This is a genomic window from Spirosoma horti (genome assembly GCF_054776595.1).
This window is the reverse complement of record NZ_BAAHBQ010000003.1, coordinates 211,963-234,418: the sequence shown is the minus strand read 5'-3', so window position 1 is coordinate 234,418 and position 22,456 is coordinate 211,963. Positions and strand designations below refer to the sequence as shown.

Annotated in this window: 16 protein-coding genes; 8 read left to right on the top strand and 8 right to left on the bottom strand. The window is 47.5% G+C overall.

Annotated elements, in window-relative coordinates; genetic code table 11:
* Positions 1-13 precede the first annotated feature (13 nt).
* The 3 genes from ACYVAM_RS08900 to ACYVAM_RS08890 all read right to left on the bottom strand — a co-directional run bounded on the left by ACYVAM_RS08900 (position 14) and on the right by ACYVAM_RS08890 (position 8,204).
* Positions 14-1,444, bottom strand: a complete 1,431-nt coding sequence (locus ACYVAM_RS08900; RefSeq protein ID WP_461066033.1) for a SusD/RagB family nutrient-binding outer membrane lipoprotein — start codon at positions 1,442-1,444, stop codon at positions 14-16.
* A gap of 90 nt (positions 1,445-1,534) precedes the next feature.
* Positions 1,535-4,822 carry a SusC/RagA family TonB-linked outer membrane protein gene (locus tag ACYVAM_RS08895; protein ID WP_461066031.1) on the bottom strand — a complete coding sequence of 1,096 codons (3,288 nt, stop codon included), beginning with the start codon at positions 4,820-4,822 and terminating at the stop codon, positions 1,535-1,537.
* Positions 4,823-5,192: 370 nt separating this feature from the next.
* Positions 5,193-8,204 (bottom strand): DPP IV N-terminal domain-containing protein, encoded by a 3,012-nt coding sequence (locus tag ACYVAM_RS08890; protein ID WP_461066029.1) that lies wholly within the window; start codon positions 8,202-8,204, stop codon positions 5,193-5,195.
* Positions 8,205-8,457: 253 nt separating this feature from the next.
* Between ACYVAM_RS08890 and ACYVAM_RS08885 the strand changes: the two genes are divergently transcribed.
* Complete coding sequence (locus ACYVAM_RS08885; protein WP_461066027.1) at positions 8,458-11,136, top strand: sodium-translocating pyrophosphatase; 2,679 nt, start codon at positions 8,458-8,460, stop codon at positions 11,134-11,136.
* 184 nt (positions 11,137-11,320) lie between these two features.
* On the opposite strand, the gene ACYVAM_RS08880 is transcribed toward ACYVAM_RS08885, so the two are convergent.
* From ACYVAM_RS08880 to ACYVAM_RS08865, 4 genes are all read right to left on the bottom strand, one after another.
* Positions 11,321-12,379, bottom strand: coding sequence for an efflux RND transporter periplasmic adaptor subunit (locus ACYVAM_RS08880; protein WP_461066025.1), 1,059 nt, complete (start codon positions 12,377-12,379; stop codon positions 11,321-11,323).
* A gap of 393 nt (positions 12,380-12,772) precedes the next feature.
* A complete protein-coding gene (locus ACYVAM_RS08875; protein ID WP_461066023.1) occupies positions 12,773-13,141 on the bottom strand; it encodes a YtxH domain-containing protein in 369 nt (122 codons plus the stop codon).
* Between the two features lie 47 nt (positions 13,142-13,188).
* Positions 13,189-13,440 (bottom strand): YtxH domain-containing protein, encoded by a 252-nt coding sequence (locus tag ACYVAM_RS08870; RefSeq protein WP_460940890.1) that lies wholly within the window; start codon positions 13,438-13,440, stop codon positions 13,189-13,191.
* A gap of 445 nt (positions 13,441-13,885) precedes the next feature.
* Entirely contained in the window at positions 13,886-14,053 is a 168-nt protein-coding gene (locus ACYVAM_RS08865; RefSeq protein WP_461066021.1) for a lmo0937 family membrane protein, read from the bottom strand.
* Positions 14,054-14,546: 493 nt separating this feature from the next.
* On the opposite strand from ACYVAM_RS08865, the gene ACYVAM_RS08860 reads away from it, so the two are divergent.
* A complete protein-coding gene (locus tag ACYVAM_RS08860; RefSeq protein ID WP_046575879.1) occupies positions 14,547-14,921 on the top strand; it encodes a response regulator in 375 nt (124 codons plus the stop codon).
* 91 nt (positions 14,922-15,012) lie between these two features.
* A complete protein-coding gene (locus tag ACYVAM_RS08855) occupies positions 15,013-16,485 on the top strand; it encodes a sigma-54-dependent transcriptional regulator (RefSeq protein WP_461066018.1) in 1,473 nt (490 codons plus the stop codon).
* A 78-nt stretch (positions 16,486-16,563) separates the two neighbouring features.
* Here ACYVAM_RS08855 and ACYVAM_RS08850 read toward each other — a convergent pair whose 3' ends face one another.
* On the bottom strand, positions 16,564-17,208 hold the full coding sequence (locus ACYVAM_RS08850; RefSeq protein ID WP_461066016.1) for a porin family protein: 645 nt from the start codon (positions 17,206-17,208) through the stop codon (positions 16,564-16,566).
* 655 nt (positions 17,209-17,863) lie between these two features.
* Between ACYVAM_RS08850 and ACYVAM_RS08845 the strand changes: the two genes are divergently transcribed.
* From ACYVAM_RS08845 to ACYVAM_RS08825, 5 genes are all read left to right on the top strand, one after another.
* Entirely contained in the window at positions 17,864-18,283 is a 420-nt protein-coding gene (locus ACYVAM_RS08845) for a response regulator (protein ID WP_461066014.1), read from the top strand.
* Positions 18,284-18,457: 174 nt separating this feature from the next.
* On the top strand, positions 18,458-19,936 hold the full coding sequence (locus ACYVAM_RS08840) for a two-component system sensor histidine kinase NtrB (RefSeq protein WP_461066012.1): 1,479 nt from the start codon (positions 18,458-18,460) through the stop codon (positions 19,934-19,936).
* A 289-nt stretch (positions 19,937-20,225) separates the two neighbouring features.
* Positions 20,226-20,438 carry a DUF2188 domain-containing protein gene (locus ACYVAM_RS08835; RefSeq protein ID WP_461066010.1) on the top strand — a complete coding sequence of 71 codons (213 nt, stop codon included), beginning with the start codon at positions 20,226-20,228 and terminating at the stop codon, positions 20,436-20,438.
* A 520-nt stretch (positions 20,439-20,958) separates the two neighbouring features.
* The gene (locus ACYVAM_RS08830; protein WP_461066008.1) at positions 20,959-21,462 is read left to right on the top strand and encodes a pyridoxamine 5'-phosphate oxidase family protein; all 504 of its coding nucleotides are present in this window, start codon (positions 20,959-20,961) and stop codon (positions 21,460-21,462) included.
* A gap of 147 nt (positions 21,463-21,609) precedes the next feature.
* Positions 21,610-22,338, top strand: a complete 729-nt coding sequence (locus tag ACYVAM_RS08825) for a DUF3891 family protein (protein WP_461066006.1) — start codon at positions 21,610-21,612, stop codon at positions 22,336-22,338.
* Positions 22,339-22,456 lie beyond the last annotated feature (118 nt).

Genomic DNA, 22,456 nt, shown 5'->3' with positions numbered 1-22,456 from the left:
ACAACTAAACGAATTATTGAAAAATGGGCATTTTCTGGAACTGGTCTGGGAGCGGCTTTGGCACATTGGGGTTTGTATTGACTTCCCCTTGTGGGTATATGAACCGCTCGGGCTTCTTACTGCCACTATATAATGGAATGGGTAACTGAACGACAGGTGTCGCTTTTTCCAGCCGACGTACATCGTTGAACGCTTCATACTGCATCAGGAAGTAAATATACCGTTGGGTAATAATTTCATAGAGCAGTGCCGTTTGTGTCGAAGCGGTCTTGGTTGGATTTGCCAATCCGGTAGGAGCAAAGTCAGTCAGTACATAAGGATCATACTTAAGACCGGTAGTCGACAGCGTTTTGCCATTGATATATCCAGTCGCCAGGCTGGCCCGAACCAGATTAAGCGCGGCCAGGGCTTTTGCCGTATCGCCCAAACGAGCCTGAGCTTCTGCTAGTATGAGTTGATTCTCATAATAGGTAATGATGGGGTGGGGCGCCGAAGCCGTAAAGGCACCGTCTGTCGTGTTTGGGTCCAGGCTTCCGGTGGCCGTTATGCCCATTTTGAAATAGTGGTTATACAGCGCTGTTTCGTTGGTTTTTGTATTGGCTGAGCCGATCCGCGATTGCATAAGCATTGGCAGGTAAGCACCATCGAAACCCGTATCGCCTGCCCGGTTAACCCGGAAGAAATCGTAGTTCTGATTGAAATCGACGCCCTGGCTGGTACCATGCGGAATCAAGGCATCCCCTGCAGTGCTACTGATACCCAAGGCTGCGCTGCTAACAGCTTTGGCGTAGTCGCCAGTGTGTAGGTAAAGCCGGGCTTTGAGCGTATTGGCAGCCGCTTTCCACTTTACGACGTTACCACCATAAATGAAATCCTGATCGGCAAATGCTAATCCAGCTGGCGCCGATAGGTTCTGAATCGCATTGTCGAGTGTTAGCTGTAAGGCTGTATAAACATCTGCCTGCTTGTCGAACACAGGAGTCGGGTATTTAACATCATCAAACGCCTGGCTATACGGAATATCACCATAAAAGTCGGTCGCTTTGGCAATCAATAAAGCTTCCAGCACCTGGCCAACACCTTTTGTCCATTTGTCGTTTACGGCATCGGCTTTGGTTTGGATGAGACGCGCCTGGCTTGCGGCCGGATAGAGTGGGTTCCAGGTAAAGTTCTGCGACGAAACGATATAATCGGCATAGCCCTGATGTTGACGAGCCAGGCCATTGAGCTGGCCTGCCCAAATAGCGCCAATCCGAACGTCGGTGTCTTCGTGTAGCATGGCCACGCCCAAAAGTGTTCCCGATAACAGGGTAGCTACATCGACATCCGTAACGGCATTGGGGTTACTTTGGATGTTCGGTTCATTAAATAAATCTTTGCAACTACTCAGCAATGAGATGCTCAGCAACGCAATAGCCACTTTATGTGAAAATGATTTTCTCATGTTGTAAGTAAGTTTACGGTTTACGGTTTGTGTTTTTCGGTGAGCCGCCCTAGCGACGAGCCACCGTAAACGGAAAGCCGTGAACGTTATTTAGTACGTAATTTTCAGTGAGAACAATAACGATTTCGTGTTTGGGTTTGTAAACCAGTCCTGTCCTCTGGATAGGCCAGCACCCGTTATGTTCACCTCAGGATCGGTACCTGTATACTTCGTCCATAACAGGAGATTACGACCGGTTAAGCTGAAATCAACGTTCGACAGGTGCGTTAGTCGACGGAATTTCTCACTGCGCAGGCTGTAGCTCAGCGTTATTTCGCGCATGCGGGTGGCGCTTCCGTCTTCAATAAACTGTTTGTACGAAGCCGAGTTGAAGGCCGTGCCCCGACCCTGATACCAGGCCTGGTTCAAGGCTACCGGACCCGCACCAAAGTCCTTAATCTCACCTTGGAAAGACGTACCGGCTGCGATTAATTTGCCGTTCACATCCTTTATGCCACCTGATGGTGCAACGGCGGTATGGCCCTGATCGCCGTGTGTACCGATGTTATACAGGGCTCCGCGTGTGCCGTTGTAAAAGTCATTACCCGCTACACGGTCGAAGAGCACATAAAGCGAAAGATTTTTATACGAGAATGTGCTTCCCAGGCCACCCCGCCATTGTGGGTTTGGATTGCCGATAATCTGGTTGTCTGTACCGCCCTGTGGGAAACCATTGGCGTCGAGCTTGTACTTGCCTGACTCATCTTTCAGGAAGTCGGTCGAGTAGAAGACACCGAAGGGTTGACCCGGAATCAGCGATGCATTTTCCTGATAACTATCCGGTAAAATCTGAACCGAAGCCCCGGCCAGTGAAATTACCTTGTTCCGGTTCAGGGAGAAGTTAGCAGCCAGATTCCATTTGAAATCGCCAATGGCCAACAGATCGGCACCCGCTTCCAGTTCAATTCCCTTGTTGGACAGTTCGGCCGCGTTGATGTTTCGAACCGTGTAACCCGTTTCGTAAGGTACATTCAGTGACAGGATTACGTCTTTCGTACTATTCGTGTAAGCCGTTGCCGAGAAGTTGATCCGGTTATTGAGGAAGCGTAAATCAACCCCGACTTCGGTTTCCGTTTTCCGCTCTGGACGGAGGAAGTCATTACCCGCCGTCGTACTGCGAACATACCCACCACCGTAGAGCGAACTGGCCGACGATAAACCACCTGCAAACGAATCGCCAAACAACGCTGGTGAGAACGTCGTAAAGTTCTGGTAAGGTTGTGGCTGAATACCCACTTGTCCCCAGGTCAGGCGTAACTTGCCAAAGCTAAGTACAGGGCTGGTTTCTATACCTTTCAACTTGCTGAACTGCCACGCCAACGCGGCCGATGGAAAGAAAAAGCTGCTTTTTGTTTTAGACCCGAAGGTCGATGCGCTCTCGCTACGGCCAGTAAGAGTCAAAAACAGCATATTGTACGCCTGTACTTCGGCCTGTCCATAATAGGCATAGGTACGAATCAGCGAATTGTAGTTCGTTGCCGTGAGGTTCGAGTTCAGAGCGTTGGTCAGGATATCCGGTGCCGTTGGGACAATAAGGTTCGTGATGGCATCGGTTAAGATGGCTTTCCGGCGGCTGTTGTAGTTAACACCCACCAACAACGATCCACTGAAATCATTATTGAATGTCTTGGTCGCATTGGCAAACACATCGGTGTTGAACTGCTTCTCGGTAATCCAGTTTTTCGACAAATAACCGCCGAGATAAGACGACGAGTTACGGGCAAACCGCTCAAGACGTGCATCCGTAAAATTATCGATACCCGAACGGCCGGTAATACTGAGCCATGAGGTTGGCGTAATACCCAATTCAATGTTCCCGGTTACGCGGTCAACATCGGTGGTGTTTTTGTTATTGTTGATGTTCCAGACCGGGTTCGAGTAGATCGAGTTCTGGTCTTTACCCAGTGGGTTCCGATAGGAAACGTGTTCGTTGGTGAAAACCTGCCCGGCAGGATTTGTATAAGTACCCGTATAATAGGCGTTGTCAAAATCGGGCGCTGTCCGTGTACCACCCAGCAGAATGCCATCGAGGTTATCGCCTTGTTGGTTACGGGACGAAAATACTTTAGAGTAGGCTAAGTTGGCCGATGCCCGGAACCATTCCGTAAACTGGCTGGCTACATTGACCCGGGCCGTATTCCGCTGGTAGTTGCTGAACGCCTTTACAATTCCTTCCTGATTTAGGTTTGAGTAACTGATCATGAAGTTCGATCGGTTGTTTCCTCCACTGATATTGAGACTGTTATCCGTAAAATGACCTGTCTGATATACATCGTTGACGTGGTCAAAAACGTCTCTCGAATTTTTGCCGCCATGCGGGTTTGCGGCTGTACCGGCGGCAATCGCGTACCGCTTCGTACCATCCGGGAAGGTAACATAGCCCTGATAACCAGGCGCGTTCGGATCTGTTATATACGTATCCTGTCCGCCTTTTCGATCAGAGATTAGATCGCCAAAACTAACTTTGTTGCCCTGGCTGTAAAGACCATTCGTTCCCTGACCATAGGTAGTTTGCAGCGGGTGCATTTTATTGACCTTGTCGAACGAAACGCTCGATTTAAAGGTGATGTTAACTTTGCCTTTGCTGTCTTTGCCTTTTTTTGTGGTGATAACCACCACGCCGTTTGCGGCCCGTGTGCCCCACAAAGCCGCAGCTGAAGCACCTTTCAGTACTTCCATGCTCTCGATGTCTTCGGGGTTGATGTCGTTAATACGTGACTGCTGAACAATGGAATTACCGGCGGCCGATCCATTATTATCGCTGGAGTTGCTAACCGGAATACCATCGACAATAAAGAGGGGTTGCGCATTCCCATTGATGGTGTTCTGACCACGAATCTGGATGTAGGCGCCCGCGCCCGGGTCACCACCGTTTCGGGTTATGATAACGCCCGAAGCCTTACCGCTTAAACCTGTGAGCAGGCTGGTTTCACCAGATTTAGCAATGTTTTTGCCGGTCACTGTCGAAACCGAAGAGGCAAATTTATCGCGTTCTTCCTTGAGCCCGAGTGCCGTGATGATGACTTCGTTTAATTGCTTGGTGTCTGTTTTCAGCAAAACGTTTATGGAGGTTTTGCCGCCAATTACTTCTTCAACCGTTTGCATGCCGACTGCCGAGATAACCAGAGTCGTGCCCGTTGCGGGTACCGTTAAACTGAATTCTCCTTTTACATCTGTTACCGTGCCAATGGTTGTGCCTTTTACAACGACAGTAGCACCCGCAAACCCACCAATTCCTTCTTCGGCAGTAACTATGCCGCTTACTTTTCGGCCCTGCGCCAACGCGCCAGAGCAACTCAAGCCTACCAGAAGCAGGCTCACGAGTAATGATTTCATCATAAGTTTTAAGTAAGTTAAGAAACGTCTTGCATCTCCTATATTGCTATAGATTGCTTCAATTTGAAAAATATAATTCTAATTATAATATATAATGCAGAATATTATTTTATATATACAATAGATTGAAGAATTATTTATATTTAGGTAAAATTAGGATATGCTAATTGGGTATTTTTACGCAGGTAAGAAGAGAATATTGATTATTATACAGTGACAAATGGCTGTTAATCAGGGCGCAGGAAATAGCCGTACGGCTAGCTTTCGCCGGGCTGGCGCTACTAAAAACGGGCGTTCTGCTTATAGCCGACTTCTGTGGAAGTCAGTCTATGGCAGAACGCCCGTTAAAACCGGGTCAGTGCTGAATGCTGCGTCAGGGACGCGTCAATAAGCGGTCTATTGGCAATACCTCGCCATTCCGAATGACCTGCTCAACGTTCAGTACATCGCGAATATCGGTTAGTGGATCGCCATTTACAATTACCAGGTCGGCCAGTTTACCCGGCTCGACAGATCCTAAATCGTTACTGACGCCGACTGTTTCGGCAGCCCAGAGCGTAGCCGACCGCAACGCCTGATAAGGAGTAAGGCCCGCATCGACGAAGACCTGCAACTCCGTATGCAGGCTCATGCCGTAGGGCACGAAGGGACTGTCGGTGCCGGTTGTGACGTGGGCCCCCGCGTCGACGAGCGCTTTGACCCCTTTTTCAAGATTGCCAAAATTGCTTAAATAGCCGGGACTCAATTTGGCGTATTGAGCCGATCCTGCCAGCAGGGCATTGGTATACTCTTCGGAATAAAAGGCTTTGTACTGCCGGTTTTCCAGCAGACTTGGATCTTTGGTGGTCAGCACCGAAAAGCCTCCCTGCAAGGAAGCCGTTGGGGTAATGTTCATGCCCGATTTAGCCAGTAGCTGAATAACGTCCTGGTAACTGCGGTTCATAGCCGTGATTTTGGGTGAGTATCCCCGCCGACTTGTGCCGCCAATGTGTTCAACCGCATCGACATCGTAGCGCATGGCTGGGAAAATCTCATGGGATGAAACGGGTAATCCGTGTGCGTGCGCAAAAGCCGTAATCCGTTGTTGCATGGCATCCGGCATCCGAACGTAGGTCTTGATCAGGTCGTACCCCAGCCTAACCGAGCGGTTAAGCTCGCGGTCTAGTTGTTCATCGGAATTGATGCTGGTAGCGGCTCCGTAGTAAATGCGGGTTCCGTCCGTCAGGCCACCGGTAAAAAACTGGCGCGGGCCGGGCCGGGTACCGCTCGCCCAGGCTTCTTTTCGTTCCAGTGCATCGTAGGGATCAGCACCGGGCTCGCGAACGGACGTGATCCCGAAGGATAACCACAATCGCCCGATTTTCTCGCCAACCATCGAGTGCTGGTGCGTGTGCATCTCGAACAAACCAGGAATAACCGTTCTGGTTGAGGCATCGACGAGCGTACCGGAGCGGCCCGCCTGATGAGGCAAAATGGCCTTGATCCGGTGGCCATCGATCAGGATGTCCACATTGGTCCGGTACGTATTCGCCCGACCATCGAATAGCCGTCCGGCATGCACCACGACGGTTCCGGTTGGTTGGCTACTTTTCCAGGACAGCTCCATGGGGTGGGTTTCAACATGTCCATCGACCAGATAAACCTGCTTGAATACGTCGGTAGCCAGAAAAAGCAGACTTTTAGAGTCGCCGGTCCAGGTGGGCGTTTCGGCCTGTTCGGTGGTGAGCTGCCGGGGCGTTCCGCTGATGCTTCCATCGGATTTCACGTCCGTTATCCAGAGTAAGCCATCGAGCACATAGGCCATTTTTGTTCCGTCGGGCGACCAGACCGGCCCATTTTGCCCCCTGGTTGCCAGGCTATGCGCAGGGGCTGGTGATACGTATCGGTCATTTTTGCCATCAAATGAGATAAGCAATACTTCACTGACACCTTCCCGATAACGCGACGAGTAGGGGTGAAGTGCTGAGACGGCAATGGTCTTGCCATCGGGCGACCAGCTTGCCTGACTTGGTACAAAAACGGATTCGTGTAGTTTATGGGTTTTCGGTGCCGTGATATCAGCCGTATACGTAACATCAGCCACGTAAAGTGTGCTTCGTCCCCAGGCATTGCGGGGATCGCTCTGATAAAACGCAATCTTGCTGCCATCCGGCGACCAGGTCGGGTAGTGAAGATCGTCGGTCATGTGGACCAGGCAGCGATCCTGTCCGGTTTTCAAATCCCGGATCCAGACATCCATCGTACCATTTCGATCGGATACGTAAGCCAGTTTAGTCCCATCCGGCGACCAGTTTGGCTCCAGTTCCATTGTTGCCCCCTGTGTCAGTCGTTCCGGTGTTTTTGTCCCTTTAACCAGCAGCCACAGATCGCCCAGCGCTGCGAACGCAATCTGCTTCCCATCGGGCGATATGGCGGCTCCTTTGATGCCCCGAACGGGTTGTGGTTTCTGACTATCAAAATCGTATACTTTGCGTTTGTAGCTGGTTCGGGGTAGCGCGATCGGTGCCTGAAAGGGAATGGTTTGGCCGGTTTTACTACCGATCTTTCGCCGTTTCAAAAGCCCGCTGGCTGTGTACAGGTATTCATCGGCCGAAAGCCAGCTAACCCGAAACGGAAACACATCGTCGCTAATTTCGGTCAGTAGCTGCGCTTGGCTATCTGCCAGAGAAACCGTTGCCAGGCCACTCTGCGTGTTGTTGAGGATGTTGTAAAACAAATGCGAGCCATCGGGTTGCCAGGCAACTCCGGCAAGTTTACCAACTGCGGGCGTAATAAGTTTCTCCGTCGTACCGGTCGTTATCATATATACGCCGGGCGCATCGGTGCGGTCGGAGATAAACGCAATTTGTTTGCCATCGGGTGAAAACGCCGGGTTGAAATCGTTTCCTGAGTCATGTGTTAACTGAGTCAGTTTCCCGTCGGCCAGGTTGAGTTGCCAAATGTCGTAGTTGCCGCTTCGATCGGACGAGAATACCAGTTTCTTTCCATCGGGCGACCAGTGCGGTTCGCGGTCATCGTAAATACCTGTCGTTAGCTGGCGGGGCTGCCCACCCTGGGCTGATACGCTCCATATGTGGTACCGACCGTCCCAGAAGGAGTGAAAGGCGATCTGTTTCCCATCGGGCGACCAACTTGGCTGCCGACAGTCGCCGAGTTGATCGGTAATGGGTCTGGCTACACCGCCCGCAACCGGGACGAGCCATATAGTGCCCTGCAAGTCGATGACAATCTGGCTTTTATCGGGCGATAGGTCGGCCGCCATATTGGTGCCTTCTGTAATCGTGACCCGAATCGAGTCAACTCCACCGGCCTGAGCTTGTATTGGTAAAAAGGAAAATAGCGAGCCGAAAATGGATGCTGAAAAAAGACGTAAAAGAAGAATCATATTGAAACAAGAGGTACTTAATGTGATATATTATGACATTAAGTTTGATTTATGCCAAATTTTCTTCTGAACTTACGTTGATGGCTTACTATTTCCAAATCTTATTCCTGTTTGCCTATACGCAATCAGGAATATCCTTGAATAACTGAAAAAAAACTCAAAAAAAGTCAACAAACGGCTTTTTTAGGTTGGGTTATGGAGTGTCAAATTCTATCTTTGCGAGCAATCAAAACTCTAACCTTTAGCTATTTCTATGAATTACAGTGTTTATCTTGTCCCCATTTTAGGCGTTGTTGGCCTACTGGTGATGTTTACCAAATTCATGTGGGTTTCGAAACAGGACGCTGGCGATGCTCGAATGCAGGAAATTGCAGGCTACATTGCCGACGGGGCCCTCGCTTTTCTTAAAGCGGAATGGCGTGTTCTGACTTACTTTGGCATTATCGTAGCCATTTTGTTAGCCTACATGGGCAGTCTGGTACCGAACTCCAGCCCAATCATAGGCATTTCATTTATTCTTGGGGCCTTTCTGTCGGCATTGGCCGGATACATCGGTATGAACATCGCTACCAAAGCAAACGTCCGTACCGCCCATGCTGCCCGTACCAGCCTGACGAAAGCTCTCGAAGTATCGTTCACCGGTGGTTCAGTAATGGGGATCGGTGTGGCGGGTATTGCCGTACTGGGTCTGGGTAGCCTATTCATTGTTCTTTATAAACTATATGTCGAACCATCGGGTGATGTCAATGGCCTGCCGATGGAGAAGGCGCTTGAAGTGCTGGCGGGTTTCTCGCTCGGTGCCGAATCGATTGCGTTGTTTGCCCGCGTGGGCGGGGGTATTTATACGAAAGCGGCCGATGTTGGTGCTGATCTTGTGGGTAAAGTAGAAGCCGGTATTCCGGAAGATGATCCACGAAACCCGGCCACTATTGCCGATAACGTAGGCGACAACGTGGGTGACGTAGCCGGTATGGGAGCAGATTTATTCGGGTCCTACGTGGCTACTATTCTGGCTACCATGGTATTGGGCCGCGAAATTGTTATCCCTGGTGACCCTATTATTGGTCATGCCCCTATTGTTTTGCCAATGGTTATTGCCGGTCTGGGGCTGATTTTCTCGATCATCGCTACTTACTTCGTGCGGGTAAAAGACGACAACGGAAATGTGCAGGGTGCATTGAACCTCGGAAACTGGGCCTCCATTGGCATTACGCTGGTTGCGTCGTATTTCCTGGTCAACGCCATGCTACCGGCTGGTATAATGAAAATCCGGGGTGTTGAGTTTACCCGTATGGATGTGTTTTTTGCCATCGTAACAGGACTGGTTGTGGGGGCGCTGATGAGTATCATCACGGAGTATTATACGGCCATGGGCCGTCGTCCGGTGCTGTCCATTATCCGGCAGTCGGCAACGGGAGCTGCAACTAATATTATCGGTGGTTTATCGGTAGGTATGGAATCGACTGTTTTGCCGATCCTGGTATTGGCCGCGGGTATTTATACCTCCTATCACTTTGCCGGTTTGTATGGAGTCGCTATTTCTGCTGCTGGTATGATGGCTACCACAGCCATGCAATTAGCCATTGATGCCTTCGGACCCATTGCCGACAACGCTGGCGGGATTGCTGAAATGAGTTATCTACCCGAGGAAGTGCGTGGCCGTACCGATATTCTGGATGCGGTGGGCAACACGACCGCAGCAAGCGGCAAAGGGTTCGCCATTGCATCGGCGGCCTTGACGGCACTGGCGCTGTTCGCGGCCTTTGTGGGCCTGTCTGGTATTTCGGCTATCGATATTTATAAAGCCGACGTGCTCGCCGGTCTGTTTGTGGGAGGCATGATTCCATACATTTTCTCGTCGTTGGCGATTGCGGCTGTAGGGCGGGCCGCCATGGCGATGGTGGAAGAAGTACGTCGTCAGTTCCGGGAAATTCCAGGCATTATGGAAGGGACAGGAAAACCCGAATACGAGAAGTGCGTGGCCATTTCCACCCAGGCGTCTATCCGCGAGATGGTATTGCCCGGCGCTATTGCCCTGACGGTACCCGTTATTGTCGGGTTCATTTTCGGTCCCGAAGTACTCGGGGGGTTATTGGCTGGTGTTACTGTATCGGGCGTGCTGATGGGCATTTTTATGAACAATGCCGGCGGTGCGTGGGATAACGCCAAAAAGTCGTTTGAAAAAGGTGTCCTGATCAACGGCGAAATGTTTTACAAAAAATCCGAGCCTCATAAGGCGTCGGTTACGGGCGATACGGTTGGCGATCCCTTCAAAGATACATCCGGCCCGTCGATGAACATTCTGATCAAACTGATGTCTATAGTGTCGCTTGTCATTGCGCCCTATATCGCCGTTCCCTCGTCTGAAACGCCGGGGTATAACCGGGAGGGTAAAGAAGCCGCCGGTAGTGAAGTTCCTCTGGAAGAATCAACGGCGGCCGACAATGACATCGTCAGCACACCAAACGAGCGCCTGGGCACCTTCAGTCTTCAAAAACTGACTAGCGGTGTCGAACTCAATATTCCTGAACTGGGGATTGAGAATAAACTGCTGACGTTCATCAAAAGCGATAAGGCAGTAGATAAAACGACTTGGTTTGATTTTGACCGGCTGACGTTCGAAACGGGTAAAGCTACACTTAAGCCCGAGTCGCAGGAGCAGTTGAAGAATATTGCAGAAATTTTAAAAGCATACCCAGCGGTAACTGTTAAGCTGGGTGGTTATACCGACAACACAGGTAACGCTGCCAGCAATCTGAAACTTTCGCAGGACCGGGCCAATTCGGTACGCGCAGAACTAGAGAAGATGGACATCGACAAGGATCGTTTGGAAGCGGAGGGCTATGGACAGGAACATCCCGTTGCGTCGAACGACACCAAAGAGGGCCGTGCGCAAAACCGCCGTATTTCGATTCGAGTTACGAAAAAATAAAGTCAGTTGATCAATCGTTAAATCAACTCCAAGATTGACAAAGCTGGTAATTATGATGATCAAGTGATTGCAATTTCCCGCTTTGTTAACTATTTATGCTTACGTATTGACATAAAATAAGCCAGCTTTTTAAAAGCTGGCTTATTTTATATAAGTGATTTCCTCTTATTCAGAGCGCCTTAACTTAACTGCCTAAGGCATTATAAATCAGCAATTGGTTGGTTGTGACAACCCGGTCGCCGGGAGCAACACCACTTGCTAAATACGTTTTTTGACCAATCGTTTTATAGATCTCTACTTCGCGTACGATAGGCTGATTTGCTTTGTTGACCATCACAACAAAGTTGCGGTTCTTATCAAAAACCACAGCTCCTGCCGGAATAGCAACGCGCTGATCATGACCAGCATACGTTACGCTAACGTTGGCAAACATCTCCGGTTTAAGCCGGTAGTCAGCGTTATTGAGTGTGACGCGAACCCGTAGCGTTTTGCTGTCAGGATCAAGTACATTGAAAATTTTGTCGATCTTTCCCCGAAAGATTTTGTCAGGGTAGGAAATCGTCGTAATCGTTGCTGCGTCGCCTTCATGTACGTTGGCCAGATCAGATTCATAAACATTAGCCAGCACCCAGACGCGTTCGAGGTTCGAAACGGTGAACAGATTCTCGGGATCGTCGGAGCGGAGTTCCATACCGGGAGAGGCTGTCTTTTCCACTACGAATCCACTCATGGGCGCTTTAATTAAATAAACCGAGCCTGTTCCACCCACAATCCGACGTCGCTCCCCAACGCGGGCCAATTCACCTTTGGCCGCCTGTAACTGCTCCTGGCTGGCCACTAACTCGCGTTGAGAGCTCAAGCCCGCTTTGGTCATGTCTTCCGTGACCTGCTGATTTTTCTGCGCAACGGCCAACTGGCCCCGTGCTGACACGGCTTGTTGCTCAAGATCGGCCAGATCGCCGGAGCGAATCACAGCCATAATTTGCCCTTTCTGTACATAATCCCCCAAATCAGCTTTCAGGGTTTCAATATGGCCACCAACCAAGGGAAATACCTTGACAACCTGATCCTGATTGAAGGTGATTTTGCCGGTTAGATTCAGTTCATTCCGGACGTTTTCGAGTTTAGCCGTATCGTAAGTAGCGGTGGCAAGCAAATTATTTTTGCGATGTGTACCATTGGACGAAGACTCCTCCGTTTTTGCCGAACTACCGCCACAATTGCTTAAAAGGGATGTTATCAACAGAGCTGTTAGGGCGTGCAAATAAGGTCTCCAGAGTTTTTGAACTGACCTGGAAAGGGATAAAGGCGATAAAGCTACCGGAAATTGAGGCAAGGATTGATTCAGTAACCGGTTGACAGTAAACCTCAAGCGGTCGAGCAATTGAGGATACAAAAAAAACGAGTATTTTTTCATGACTATGTTTTCCGTCACAAAGGTCAACCCTCGCAATTAAAGGCCTCTTAAACCAGCATTAAAAGGTTATTAAACCCCCAAACATGCGTAACCCCCACCGGAAACCGGTAGGGGTTACTTTTCAATAACGTTGAGTAAATCGAGTATTTGTACTTAAAACAGCATCCAGGGATGATGAACGCCTGCTTTGTAGCAGTAACCGCCCTGGGACTATGTTTTCTAGCTAACTTTAACGGATGACTGAGCGTTATCGACACCAGCTTTGGCATCGTCGGCCAGTTCATCAACCTTATCGTTGTACTGATCTTTGATTTTGTCTTTATTGATAGCCGACTGAGCCTGGTCCTTATACTGGTTGAACTGCTCTTTCGCTTTATCGGTGTACTGGTTTACTTGTGTTTTGGCCTGTTCCAGACCTTCCTTCACTTGCGATACACCTTTTTCCCACTGGTCTTTCAAATCACCGGTGTGCTTGCTAGCTTCTTCCGTTAGCTTATCACGAGTTTCCTTACCACTCCGGGGAGCCGTTAAAATTCCGATAACAACACCAGTAATGATACCCGTCAGAAAATCTCTTGTGCTTCTCATTGTTCTATTGTTTTAGGTAAGTTTTTGCTTGATGGCTGTTCAATGCACTACTGCTTTGCTTTGCGTTTCGCCTGACTAACTAAGTCCTGGGTTTTTTCACTAGCCGAATCAACGTAGTCGTTGTATTGGCTTTTGATACTTTCCAATCCTGCCTGTAGTTGGTCCTGAAGATCCTTGAAAAACGAGTCCGATTCTGACGTAATACGTTTACGCGTTTTTTGACCGCTTTCAGGAGCAAGCAAAATTCCAACGACAGCGCCAACCGCTAAACCTACTATTATTCCTGGCAATGCTTTCATAGTTTCTAGAACTTTTGTGAATGATTAATTCAACCCTTGATGCCAACCGCATAGAAAATTTTATACCAGTAATGATAATGAATGCCTAAGCTACTGATAGTAAGTTATTTATATTGGTTCACTGTAGGCCAACTGTGTTAACCAAGTGAGGACTTTTTTCTACAAGGACGTCCACGTTTTACGCAATGGCGCCCCGTAGTCTATCGATATGCTTAAAGCGTGCCCCAACAAGTTCTTTGCAAGTTTAGCGGTTATTCCCGAAATTAGTAGTATATACTCTCCAGGAAATTGCTTATAAATAAAAATCCCCGCGCTCAATTTGGCGCAGGGATTCCGTACCCACCGTAACTTGTACTTAACCTAAAATGAGATCACCTAATTAATAGGAATATTTTTGTAACAGACATTATTTGTTAAAACAATATCGTAAGAGGTACTTTCCTTCTCACACCCCGCGACCCTGTATAAGACGTAAGATGATTGCAATAACTGCAATTACTAATAGTATGTGAATCAGACCACTACCGGCAATGCTTGCTCCCAGGACGCCCAGAAAGCCAAGAAGCCAGATAATGATAAGTATCACAGCTATTGTATAAAGAAGGTTTCCCATTATGTTCGTGAGTAAATCAGAAAAAGCTATCTCGCTGTTGTTAACTAGATTAGAAAAATCTGTGCCAAAGAGCTGGAAAATCGATTCCTTAAAAGGAGTTAGCGCCTAAAATAACCTTATAAGCTTGTAAATGAGCTTATAATAAACATATTCATGTCATATGATTAATTTTTGTGCAGTCGGGAATATTTCTGTGGACTGTAGAAAAAATTCTACATGTGTAGAATAACCGTAGAAAAAAAGCCCGTTCGAAATTGGTTCTAGACGCTATACGTTTGACGTAGTAGCAGTTAAATAAAGCATTAAAAAATCGCAACCAGTTAATTTATTGGCCTTTAATGATTTAAGGAGCACATATTTAAGGTATTAGTAGTAATTCCGGCATCATATTTTATACAAACACCTGTAGAATAAGAAATATAAGAAAACGAATATCACCGTGGTAAGACCGATCGTAGGAGCTAATGCGGGCCATCAATTCAGACCAACCGTAATGAATACAACATTTCTTGCTAAACGAGTGTTGATTGTTGATGATGAAGCAGACATATGTTTGTTGCTGTCAGGCCTGTTACGTCGGCTGGGCTATCAGCCAACATGTGCTCATTTTATAGAAGAAGGCCGTCAGTGGTTAGACTCTCAGCAGTTTGACGCTATTTTCCTTGATTTAAACTTGCCGGATGGCTTAGGGTTTGATTTGTTGCCGTTCATAAAAGAAGGGCAGAATGTGGCCAAAATCATCATGATTAGTGCTTTCGATGGCCAGGCAGAACGCCGTCGGGCTACGGAACAGGGAGCTGACTATTTTATTGGAAAACCATTCACGCGTCGATCTGTGGAGACGGCTTTGCAAACCATTCAGGTTTGAGTAACTTTGTTTATATAGCCAACGAAGGCTTGTGAATAATGCCGTGGTGTTGAACCGGGTGTTGTTCAACTGAACAAGCTACTTCCTCTTCATGGAAAAAATACTGATTATTGACGATAACAATGATATATGCCTGCTATTGGAGCGTTACCTAACAAAGCAGGGATATAAAACGGCATCGGTACAGCGGGGCGATGATGGCCTTGTTTTGTTACGGAAAGAGTCGTTCGAATTAGTTATCTGTGATTTTAAACTTCCTGATATTGACGGGTTGGAAATGCTGCGCCGGATTAAGGTTATGCACCCAACAACAGCCGTCATCATTATTACCGGTTATTCAGATGTTCGGGTGGCTGTACAAACGGTCAAACACGGCGCTTACGATTATGTAACAAAGCCGCTCTATCCCGATGAAATTTTATATACCATTAAGGGCGCCCTTGAACGGCGTAGTCAATCGCTGAGTCAGCCTAAAAGTGCAGCGCCTGCCGTTGCCCAGCCGGCCAAACCAAGCTCTACAAAATCGACGTCTGCTAAAACACCGCTGGCTCCTGATGGAAAACGCTTCATATTCGGCAAAAGTCGAGCGGCCGAGCAGCTCCAAAAACATATTGATCTGATTGCTCCTACGGATATGTCGGTCATTATTACCGGCGAAACGGGTACGGGGAAGGAATTTGTGGCCAATGCCATTCACCTCAAAAGTAAACGTGCCGATAAACCTTTTGTGGCTATCGACTGCGGTGCGCTGGGGAAGGAACTGGCAGGTAGTGAGTTATTCGGCCACGTGAAAGGATCATTCACAGGAGCCATGGCTGATAAAGCCGGTAGTTTTGAGTTTGCCAATGGCGGCACCATTTTCTTGGATGAAATTGGTAATCTCTCATACGACAATCAGATCAAGCTGCTGCGGGTATTGCAGGAACGGAAAATTCGCCGTATCGGGAGCAATCAGGATATACCTGTCGATGTTCGGATTATTGTCGCTACCAATGAAGATCTGCGGGAAGCCGTCCGGCAAGGCAAGTTTCGGGAGGATATTTACCACCGGATTGCCGAATTCGAAATGCACCTGTCGCCCCTTCGCGAACGCAAGGCCGACATTATGATCTTCGCCGAACACTTTTTAGAGTCGGCCAATATCCAGTTGGAAAAAGAAATTCTGGGCTTTGAAGAAGAAGCTAAGGAGAAACTCAAGGAATATTACTGGCATGGCAACCTGCGGGAGTTACAAAACGTGGTAAAACGTTCTGTGCTACTGACCCAGGGCGATTATATTGAAGCGGATGTGTTACCGCAGGAAATCGTTTCGCCCCAATACCTGACAGCCGAAGACACGGGTAATTCAGGCATTCAGATCAGTTACGATCCGGCCCGGCCCGGCGTACCTGTGTTCAGTCAATCGGCAGCAAACCTAAAATCGGTTTCGGAAAACGCCGAACGAGCTGCCATCCTGAAGGTTCTTGAAAAAACAGGGTATAACAAAACAAAAGCGGCTGAAGTACTCAACATCGACCGCAAAACGCTTTACAACAAGTTAAAAGCGTACGACATACATTTGTAATATTAATTGATAGACTGACTGAGTGATTGAATAATGCATGCCAGCTATTCAATCACTCAGTCAGTCTATCAATCAATATTAATTCAGGCTAAAACCAACCGAGAGGAGGCCAACGCCATTTTTAGCGCTACCCAGAATCGTTTTAGCTGCGCCACTGTTCGCAATCTGTTGCAACCCTTGTTCGTATCGGGCGCCAACGAAGGCCTTGCCAAAGTAAATATTAAGGCCACCAGCAATACCGTAATCAACTTTATTGAAGTTGTCCCGGTTTATGGCACCAGCTCCTACACCAAAATCACCGTTCGAGTTGATATTGGAATTAAGAAGATACGATACGTAAGGACCCGCCTGTAGTTCGACAGCCTGACCTAACTTGAATGTAGCTAAAACCGGCAATTCGGCATAGTTAAGTTTAAACGTGTTTTTTCCGTTAAACCCGAGAATATTATAATCGGCTGATGCTCCTTTTGTCATGTAAAGCAGCTCTGGCTGAATGGCAAAAAACTCGCCTATGGGTGCCTGAGCAAACACGCCCACATGATAGCCAATACGTTCGTTTTTATTGGTAGCTCCCTGACTATCATAAAATAGTGAACTGGCATTTAAGCCCCCTTTAATACCTACTCGTGTGCGTCCTTGCGCCAGCGCATCTGACGAGCTGAAGACCATGACGCCAGCTACCAAAACAGCTGTTGCAAACAAAGTACTGAATGACTTTTTCATATTGGTTAGTGAATTAATGGCAGCTACTACGTGCGGCTGTCATAACACAGCAATGTGTTAAAATCGTGCCAAATCCATCAAATTAGCTTCCAATGGCGCTATGATGTTGTATTATACTCATTTGCGTCAGATCAGTATGATGGTTTTTTTAAGGGCATTAGCGAGTTAGTGCGGAAGAAGTTCCCCAAATTGTGGAAGACATCATTCAGATTTTGTTAAGCCCTTGGTCAGAAAGCTATAAGTCGAAAATAAGGAGTGAAACAAGAGGAAGTGGGTTTATAGACTTCTCGGCGAATGCATAGGCCGACTGTCAGCCTGCGTATAAATGGCATTAACCTTGGTGATCAGGATCATTTTTTGTCAGTTCATTTTAAGTACTTCAATAGATATCAACACAACGGATTTGTAAGCTAACTGCTATAAAATCAAGCCTATGAGCAGGTTATTTAGCGGCTGGGAAAAGTTAAAACTGATGTTTTTTAGTATCTTTGAATGGTAAGAATAGCTTTTTGTGTAAACGAGTAAACGCCATTCAAGCCAGTTTGTAGCCGTTTGCTTTTTTTACTGTACCAAACAGAAAGTAACAATTAATATCATTCCTGTAGCCGTAACTACTTTGTCCAACATTAACGACATGCCTCGTAAACCAGCCCTAATGACCATTCTTATAGCCGACGATGATTCCGATGATCGATTATTCATGGAACGTGCGCTTCGGCAGAGTGGGTACACCCAGACAATACAGTTTGTTGAAGATGGTGAAGAATTGATGGAGTATTTAAATCAAAGCGGACGATATGCCAATCAGAATGTACCCTGGCCCGATTTGTTAATTTTAGACCTGAACATGCCGCGTAAAAACGGCTTCCAGGCACTTCACGAAATTAAAGATGACGCCAGATTGCGCCGACTTCCGGTGGTGGTTATGACCACCTCCTCAGCCGATGAAGACATATTGAAAACTTATACCCTTGGCGTTAATTCATTTGTAACGAAGCCTTTTAACTTTAACCGCCTGGTTGAAATGGTCGGGGCTTTGAAAACTTACTGGATGGATACCGTTAAATTACCTTAAAAAGTGCCCCCGTTATACTTTTGTGCACGATTATTAAGTTACTGGATTGCTTCTTATTTAGTGACTATGAATGGATGAAAAATGGACAATTAATGACCGGCTCACCAGCTAGTCCATTGAGCGTCTATTTGTAAGCCAGCTGTTTACGAATACCAATTAACTGCACTTTATTTTATGACTCCTGCTGCGGTACTACTCGACGTTGCTGACGAAAAAGAAACCATTCGTGTCTTACTAATTGAAGACGACGAAGATGATTACCTGCTGACAAAAGCACTCGTGTCAGCGAAGGAAAATTCGACGATCAAACTCGATTGGGTTGATAGTTACGACCTCGCTCTGAAAACTATTGATACCCATACCCATGATGTGTACCTAGTCGACTACCGCCTGGGACATCACACGGGTATTGATCTAATACAAGAGGCTTTTCGCAGAGGATGCCGGGCACCTATGATTCTGCTTACCGGGCAGGACGACTTAACGGTCGATCAATCGGCCCTCGAACTGGGCGCTGCTGATTACCTGGTAAAAGGCCGGATCGATGCGCAACTTTTGGGGCGTAGTATCCGGTATGCACTCCGGCAAGCCAGTGTGTTGGCCGAAGTTGCCCAGAAGGAGAACAAGTATCGATCCCTCTTTGAGCGTTCGATCGATGCTATTTTTGTCGCCAACAACGAAATGCGCTTCCAGGATGCCAATTCGTCGGTAGAGCGCTTGTTGGGCTACAGCCGGGACGAGCTACGTATTCTGAACCCTGCCCGTTTATTTGCTGACCTTGACCAACTACGAAAACTTCGTTTCAATGTTCGGGAACATGGCCAGATAAAAGATTTTGAAACAAACCTGATTCACCGAAGTGGTCGAAAGCGAATTTGCCTGATTTCCGTTTGGGCTGTCGATGACCCGGCTGGTCGTCCTGAATGGTACCAGGGAATTGTGCGGGATATTACAGAACAGAAGAAGGCGCAGCAAGACTTAATTCTGGCCGAGAAACTGACCATGACGGGCAAGATTGCCCGCAGTATCGCCCACGAAGTCCGTAATCCGCTTACCAATCTTAGTCTGGCGCTAGAACAACTGAAAGACGAACTGGATACAGACAATGAATACATTACGATGTTCACCGACATTATTGGTCGTAATGTAGATCGTATTGGGCAGCTAATTACGGAAATGCTTAATTCGTCGAAGCCCCGCGATCTGGACCGTAAAAAGCAGGATTTCAATCTGGTTGTTAAGGAAACGCTGCAATTGGTAAGTGACCGTATTAAACTGAAGCGGATGCGTCTTGAAACAAGCTTCGTTCTGGACGACTGCAATGCTTTAATTGATAGAGACCAGGTAAAAACGGCTCTGTTAAATATACTGGTCAATGCGGTTGAGGCCATGCAGGAAGGCAAAGGAATATTAGTGGTCAAGACTAACTGTACGGACGATAAGCGGGTTTTTGTTGAAGTAACTGACAATGGCGGAGGTATCAATGAAACGGACAGACAACGGTTGTTCGATCCATTTTTTACGGGTAAATCGGGTGGTATGGGCCTGGGGCTAACGGCTACGCAAAATATCATTAACAGTCATAAAGGCTCCATTGAAGTGGAAAGCCAACTAGGTTCAGGTACCACTTTTCGATTGTACTTCCCCAAGTAAGCACGCCTTTGACCAGATGAGACGCTGGTTTCTGGTTCATAAAGAAGGCCAGTTCCCTAACGGAACTGGCTTTTTTGTGGACTAACTGGGTATTTTTTTACCCACCTCTTTATCTTTTTTCCCCAAACTAGTAAACGATCCGGCCGATTCGTATAGATTGATTATCCGAGCCTGAATTATAAGTTATTGTCATTCAGGGGAATATGCAGATTTATGAGAAGTAGCCCTACCTCACGTCGATACTGGCATAATAAAGGCTATTAGAGTAGTGAACCTACACGTCAACGCTATGTGGTCTACTACACACTTCCCGGCGGCTATGCGGTCGCTAAACCCTACAACTCGGGCGAAAGCGATCGAGATTGCCAATCGCTTGCTCGAACAGGGTCAGCTTGATAACCATCGAGTGGTAGCTATGAGTATTGACGAAGCTCGTCGCTGGGCTCGCTTGGGCAGCACCGAACCCGGCTGGCCTGTGGCAAGCGTAGCGAACTTTGCCTGATTTATTTGCCATGATTTGGAAGAAAACTATTTACGATACGCTAACCAGTTGCTCCACGCTTTGCAACGAATTCGCGACTGAGTGTTCAAATTCGGATGACATTGAAACGTGTCACCGTAGTATTTTTTTGGCGCTTGATTGCGCCGATGCGTGCCGTAATTTAGCAATGCTATACGTACGCGGTTCTGAGAACACTCGTTTATTAGCAACTTCCTGTATTGAAATGTGCGAAAAGTGCGCTCAAGAGATGTTGCTAATTAATTCTGAACGTAGTCAGCAAGTGTATGCTATGTGTCATCAAACGATCTGCAACTGCGGGAACATTATCGATATGGGAAGCCAGATGGAAATAGAAACAAAAAGCCAGGTGGTAACCCCTACATCGCTGTTTTTACAAAATAGATTTGCCCGAAACATTATTTAATTAAGCACTAAGTTGTAAAGAGGTCGAGTGACTTCAGTACTGAACTGAATGGCGGCCTGAAAGCACCTGATTTGCTTATTGATCAATCTCAACGTTATGGAAACGAAGCAACAAATAAATGAGCAGTTGGTAAAAGTTAGCGATATGATCGAAGACATTCGGATCGCTATGCTGACCACTGTAGATGAACAGGGGAATCTGGTAAGCCGCCCAATGGCTGCCCTTCAGGTAGATGAAGACGGTACCGTTTGGTTCTTTACTAAACGGACATCGCCTAAAGTTGACCAGATTGAGAATAACCAGCATAAAGTTAACCTATCGTTTGCTGACGTAAGTGATGCTACTTATGTATCGGTATCAGGTACGGCACAGGAATTGGATGATCGGGCTAAAGTAGATGAACTATGGAACCCGCAGGCCAAAGCCTGGTTCCCAAATGGGAAAGACGACCCTGAACTGATTCTGCTGAAAGTACATATTGACATGGCTGAGTACTGGAATTCGAGCGATAGTAGAATGGTTCGATTGTTTCAGCAAGCTACGGCCGTTATTACCGGAAATCCGCCAAAAATGGGGGAGAACGAGAAGGTATATAACTAATGAACAAGTAAATTCATCGAAGAGCGGCCTGAAAGTTTTATACACTTTCAGGCCGCTCTTCGATTTATATAAGGCGGTTACTCATAAAAATAGTGGTTATAGTCAATTGCCTTCAGTGCTATATCTTATTACACAGTTACTAATGGTATGATCGTTACCCAAATAGATACCGGCTGGCAGATTATAAATCAACAGGCCCATGGCCTGCTGGCTGTTCAGGTTGCTTTGCATTGGCGCGCAGATAGCCGCCCCGTCAATTGGACAGAAACGCTGATTGCATTAACTGAACACGATGATGGACAGGATGCCTGGGAGGGTCGAAACCACCTTACCACGGCTGGTGCACCGCTGCATTTTCAGTTACTGCAATACTCTGTAGAGCAATGCCGTAAGCTCATTCAGATTGGTCTGCAAAAAAGCCGCTGGAATGCACTGCTGATGTCGATGCATACCTCGTTCCTGTATGAACCCAAACGAGGTACGGACAAAGAGCTGGATGAGTTTCTGGATCAGCAGGTAGTTAATCAAACCAAATGGCGTAGAGAGATCAAGGCGACTAAAAAAGAGGCCCATTATGCCTATGCATTTCTGCAATGGTGTGATGCGCTGTCGCTGGTCCTGTGCATGGATCAGGTGCCGCCCGAAAGCCGTCGCCTGGAAGTGAGCCTGGGGCCGGATGGCATACCATATTATATCCACCAGTGTACGGATGGATCGCTTTCCATGGAGCCCTGGCCATTTGACACACCAGCCTTTGACGTACATGTGGAGACATTCTTATTGGAAAAGCTGGTTTTCGAAGACGATAAACAGCTCTATTCCGCACTTCAGGAGTCAACGGTAGGTGTCAAAGAATGGACATTTCGTGAGAAGTAATCCTTAGCCCATTTGTAAACGTCATGTAGAAGCAGGTTTGCCAACCTGACGTGTAAGGCTTTTAGAACTATCACGCTATTACCTAAAGCAAATAAGGCCAGAACACAGTGTTCTGGCC

Coding starts and splice junctions, on each gene's coding strand:
- ACYVAM_RS08885 (WP_461066027.1), top strand. CDS start 8,458: ATGAATTACAGTGTTTATCTTGTCCCCATTTTAGGCGTTGTTGGCCTA.
- ACYVAM_RS08895 (WP_461066031.1), bottom strand. CDS start 4,822: ATGATGAAATCATTACTCGTGAGCCTGCTTCTGGTAGGCTTGAGTTGC.
- ACYVAM_RS08845 (WP_461066014.1), top strand. CDS start 17,864: ATGACCATTCTTATAGCCGACGATGATTCCGATGATCGATTATTCATG.
- ACYVAM_RS08875 (WP_461066023.1), bottom strand. CDS start 13,141: ATGAGAAGCACAAGAGATTTTCTGACGGGTATCATTACTGGTGTTGTT.
- ACYVAM_RS08900 (WP_461066033.1), bottom strand. CDS start 1,444: ATGAGAAAATCATTTTCACATAAAGTGGCTATTGCGTTGCTGAGCATC.
- ACYVAM_RS08860 (WP_046575879.1), top strand. CDS start 14,547: ATGAATACAACATTTCTTGCTAAACGAGTGTTGATTGTTGATGATGAA.
- ACYVAM_RS08825 (WP_461066006.1), top strand. CDS start 21,610: ATGATCGTTACCCAAATAGATACCGGCTGGCAGATTATAAATCAACAG.
- ACYVAM_RS08855 (WP_461066018.1), top strand. CDS start 15,013: ATGGAAAAAATACTGATTATTGACGATAACAATGATATATGCCTGCTA.
- ACYVAM_RS08835 (WP_461066010.1), top strand. CDS start 20,226: ATGTGGTCTACTACACACTTCCCGGCGGCTATGCGGTCGCTAAACCCT.
- ACYVAM_RS08830 (WP_461066008.1), top strand. CDS start 20,959: ATGGAAACGAAGCAACAAATAAATGAGCAGTTGGTAAAAGTTAGCGAT.
- ACYVAM_RS08870 (WP_460940890.1), bottom strand. CDS start 13,440: ATGAAAGCATTGCCAGGAATAATAGTAGGTTTAGCGGTTGGCGCTGTC.
- ACYVAM_RS08850 (WP_461066016.1), bottom strand. CDS start 17,208: ATGAAAAAGTCATTCAGTACTTTGTTTGCAACAGCTGTTTTGGTAGCT.
- ACYVAM_RS08865 (WP_461066021.1), bottom strand. CDS start 14,053: ATGGGAAACCTTCTTTATACAATAGCTGTGATACTTATCATTATCTGG.
- ACYVAM_RS08890 (WP_461066029.1), bottom strand. CDS start 8,204: ATGATTCTTCTTTTACGTCTTTTTTCAGCATCCATTTTCGGCTCGCTA.
- ACYVAM_RS08840 (WP_461066012.1), top strand. CDS start 18,458: ATGACTCCTGCTGCGGTACTACTCGACGTTGCTGACGAAAAAGAAACC.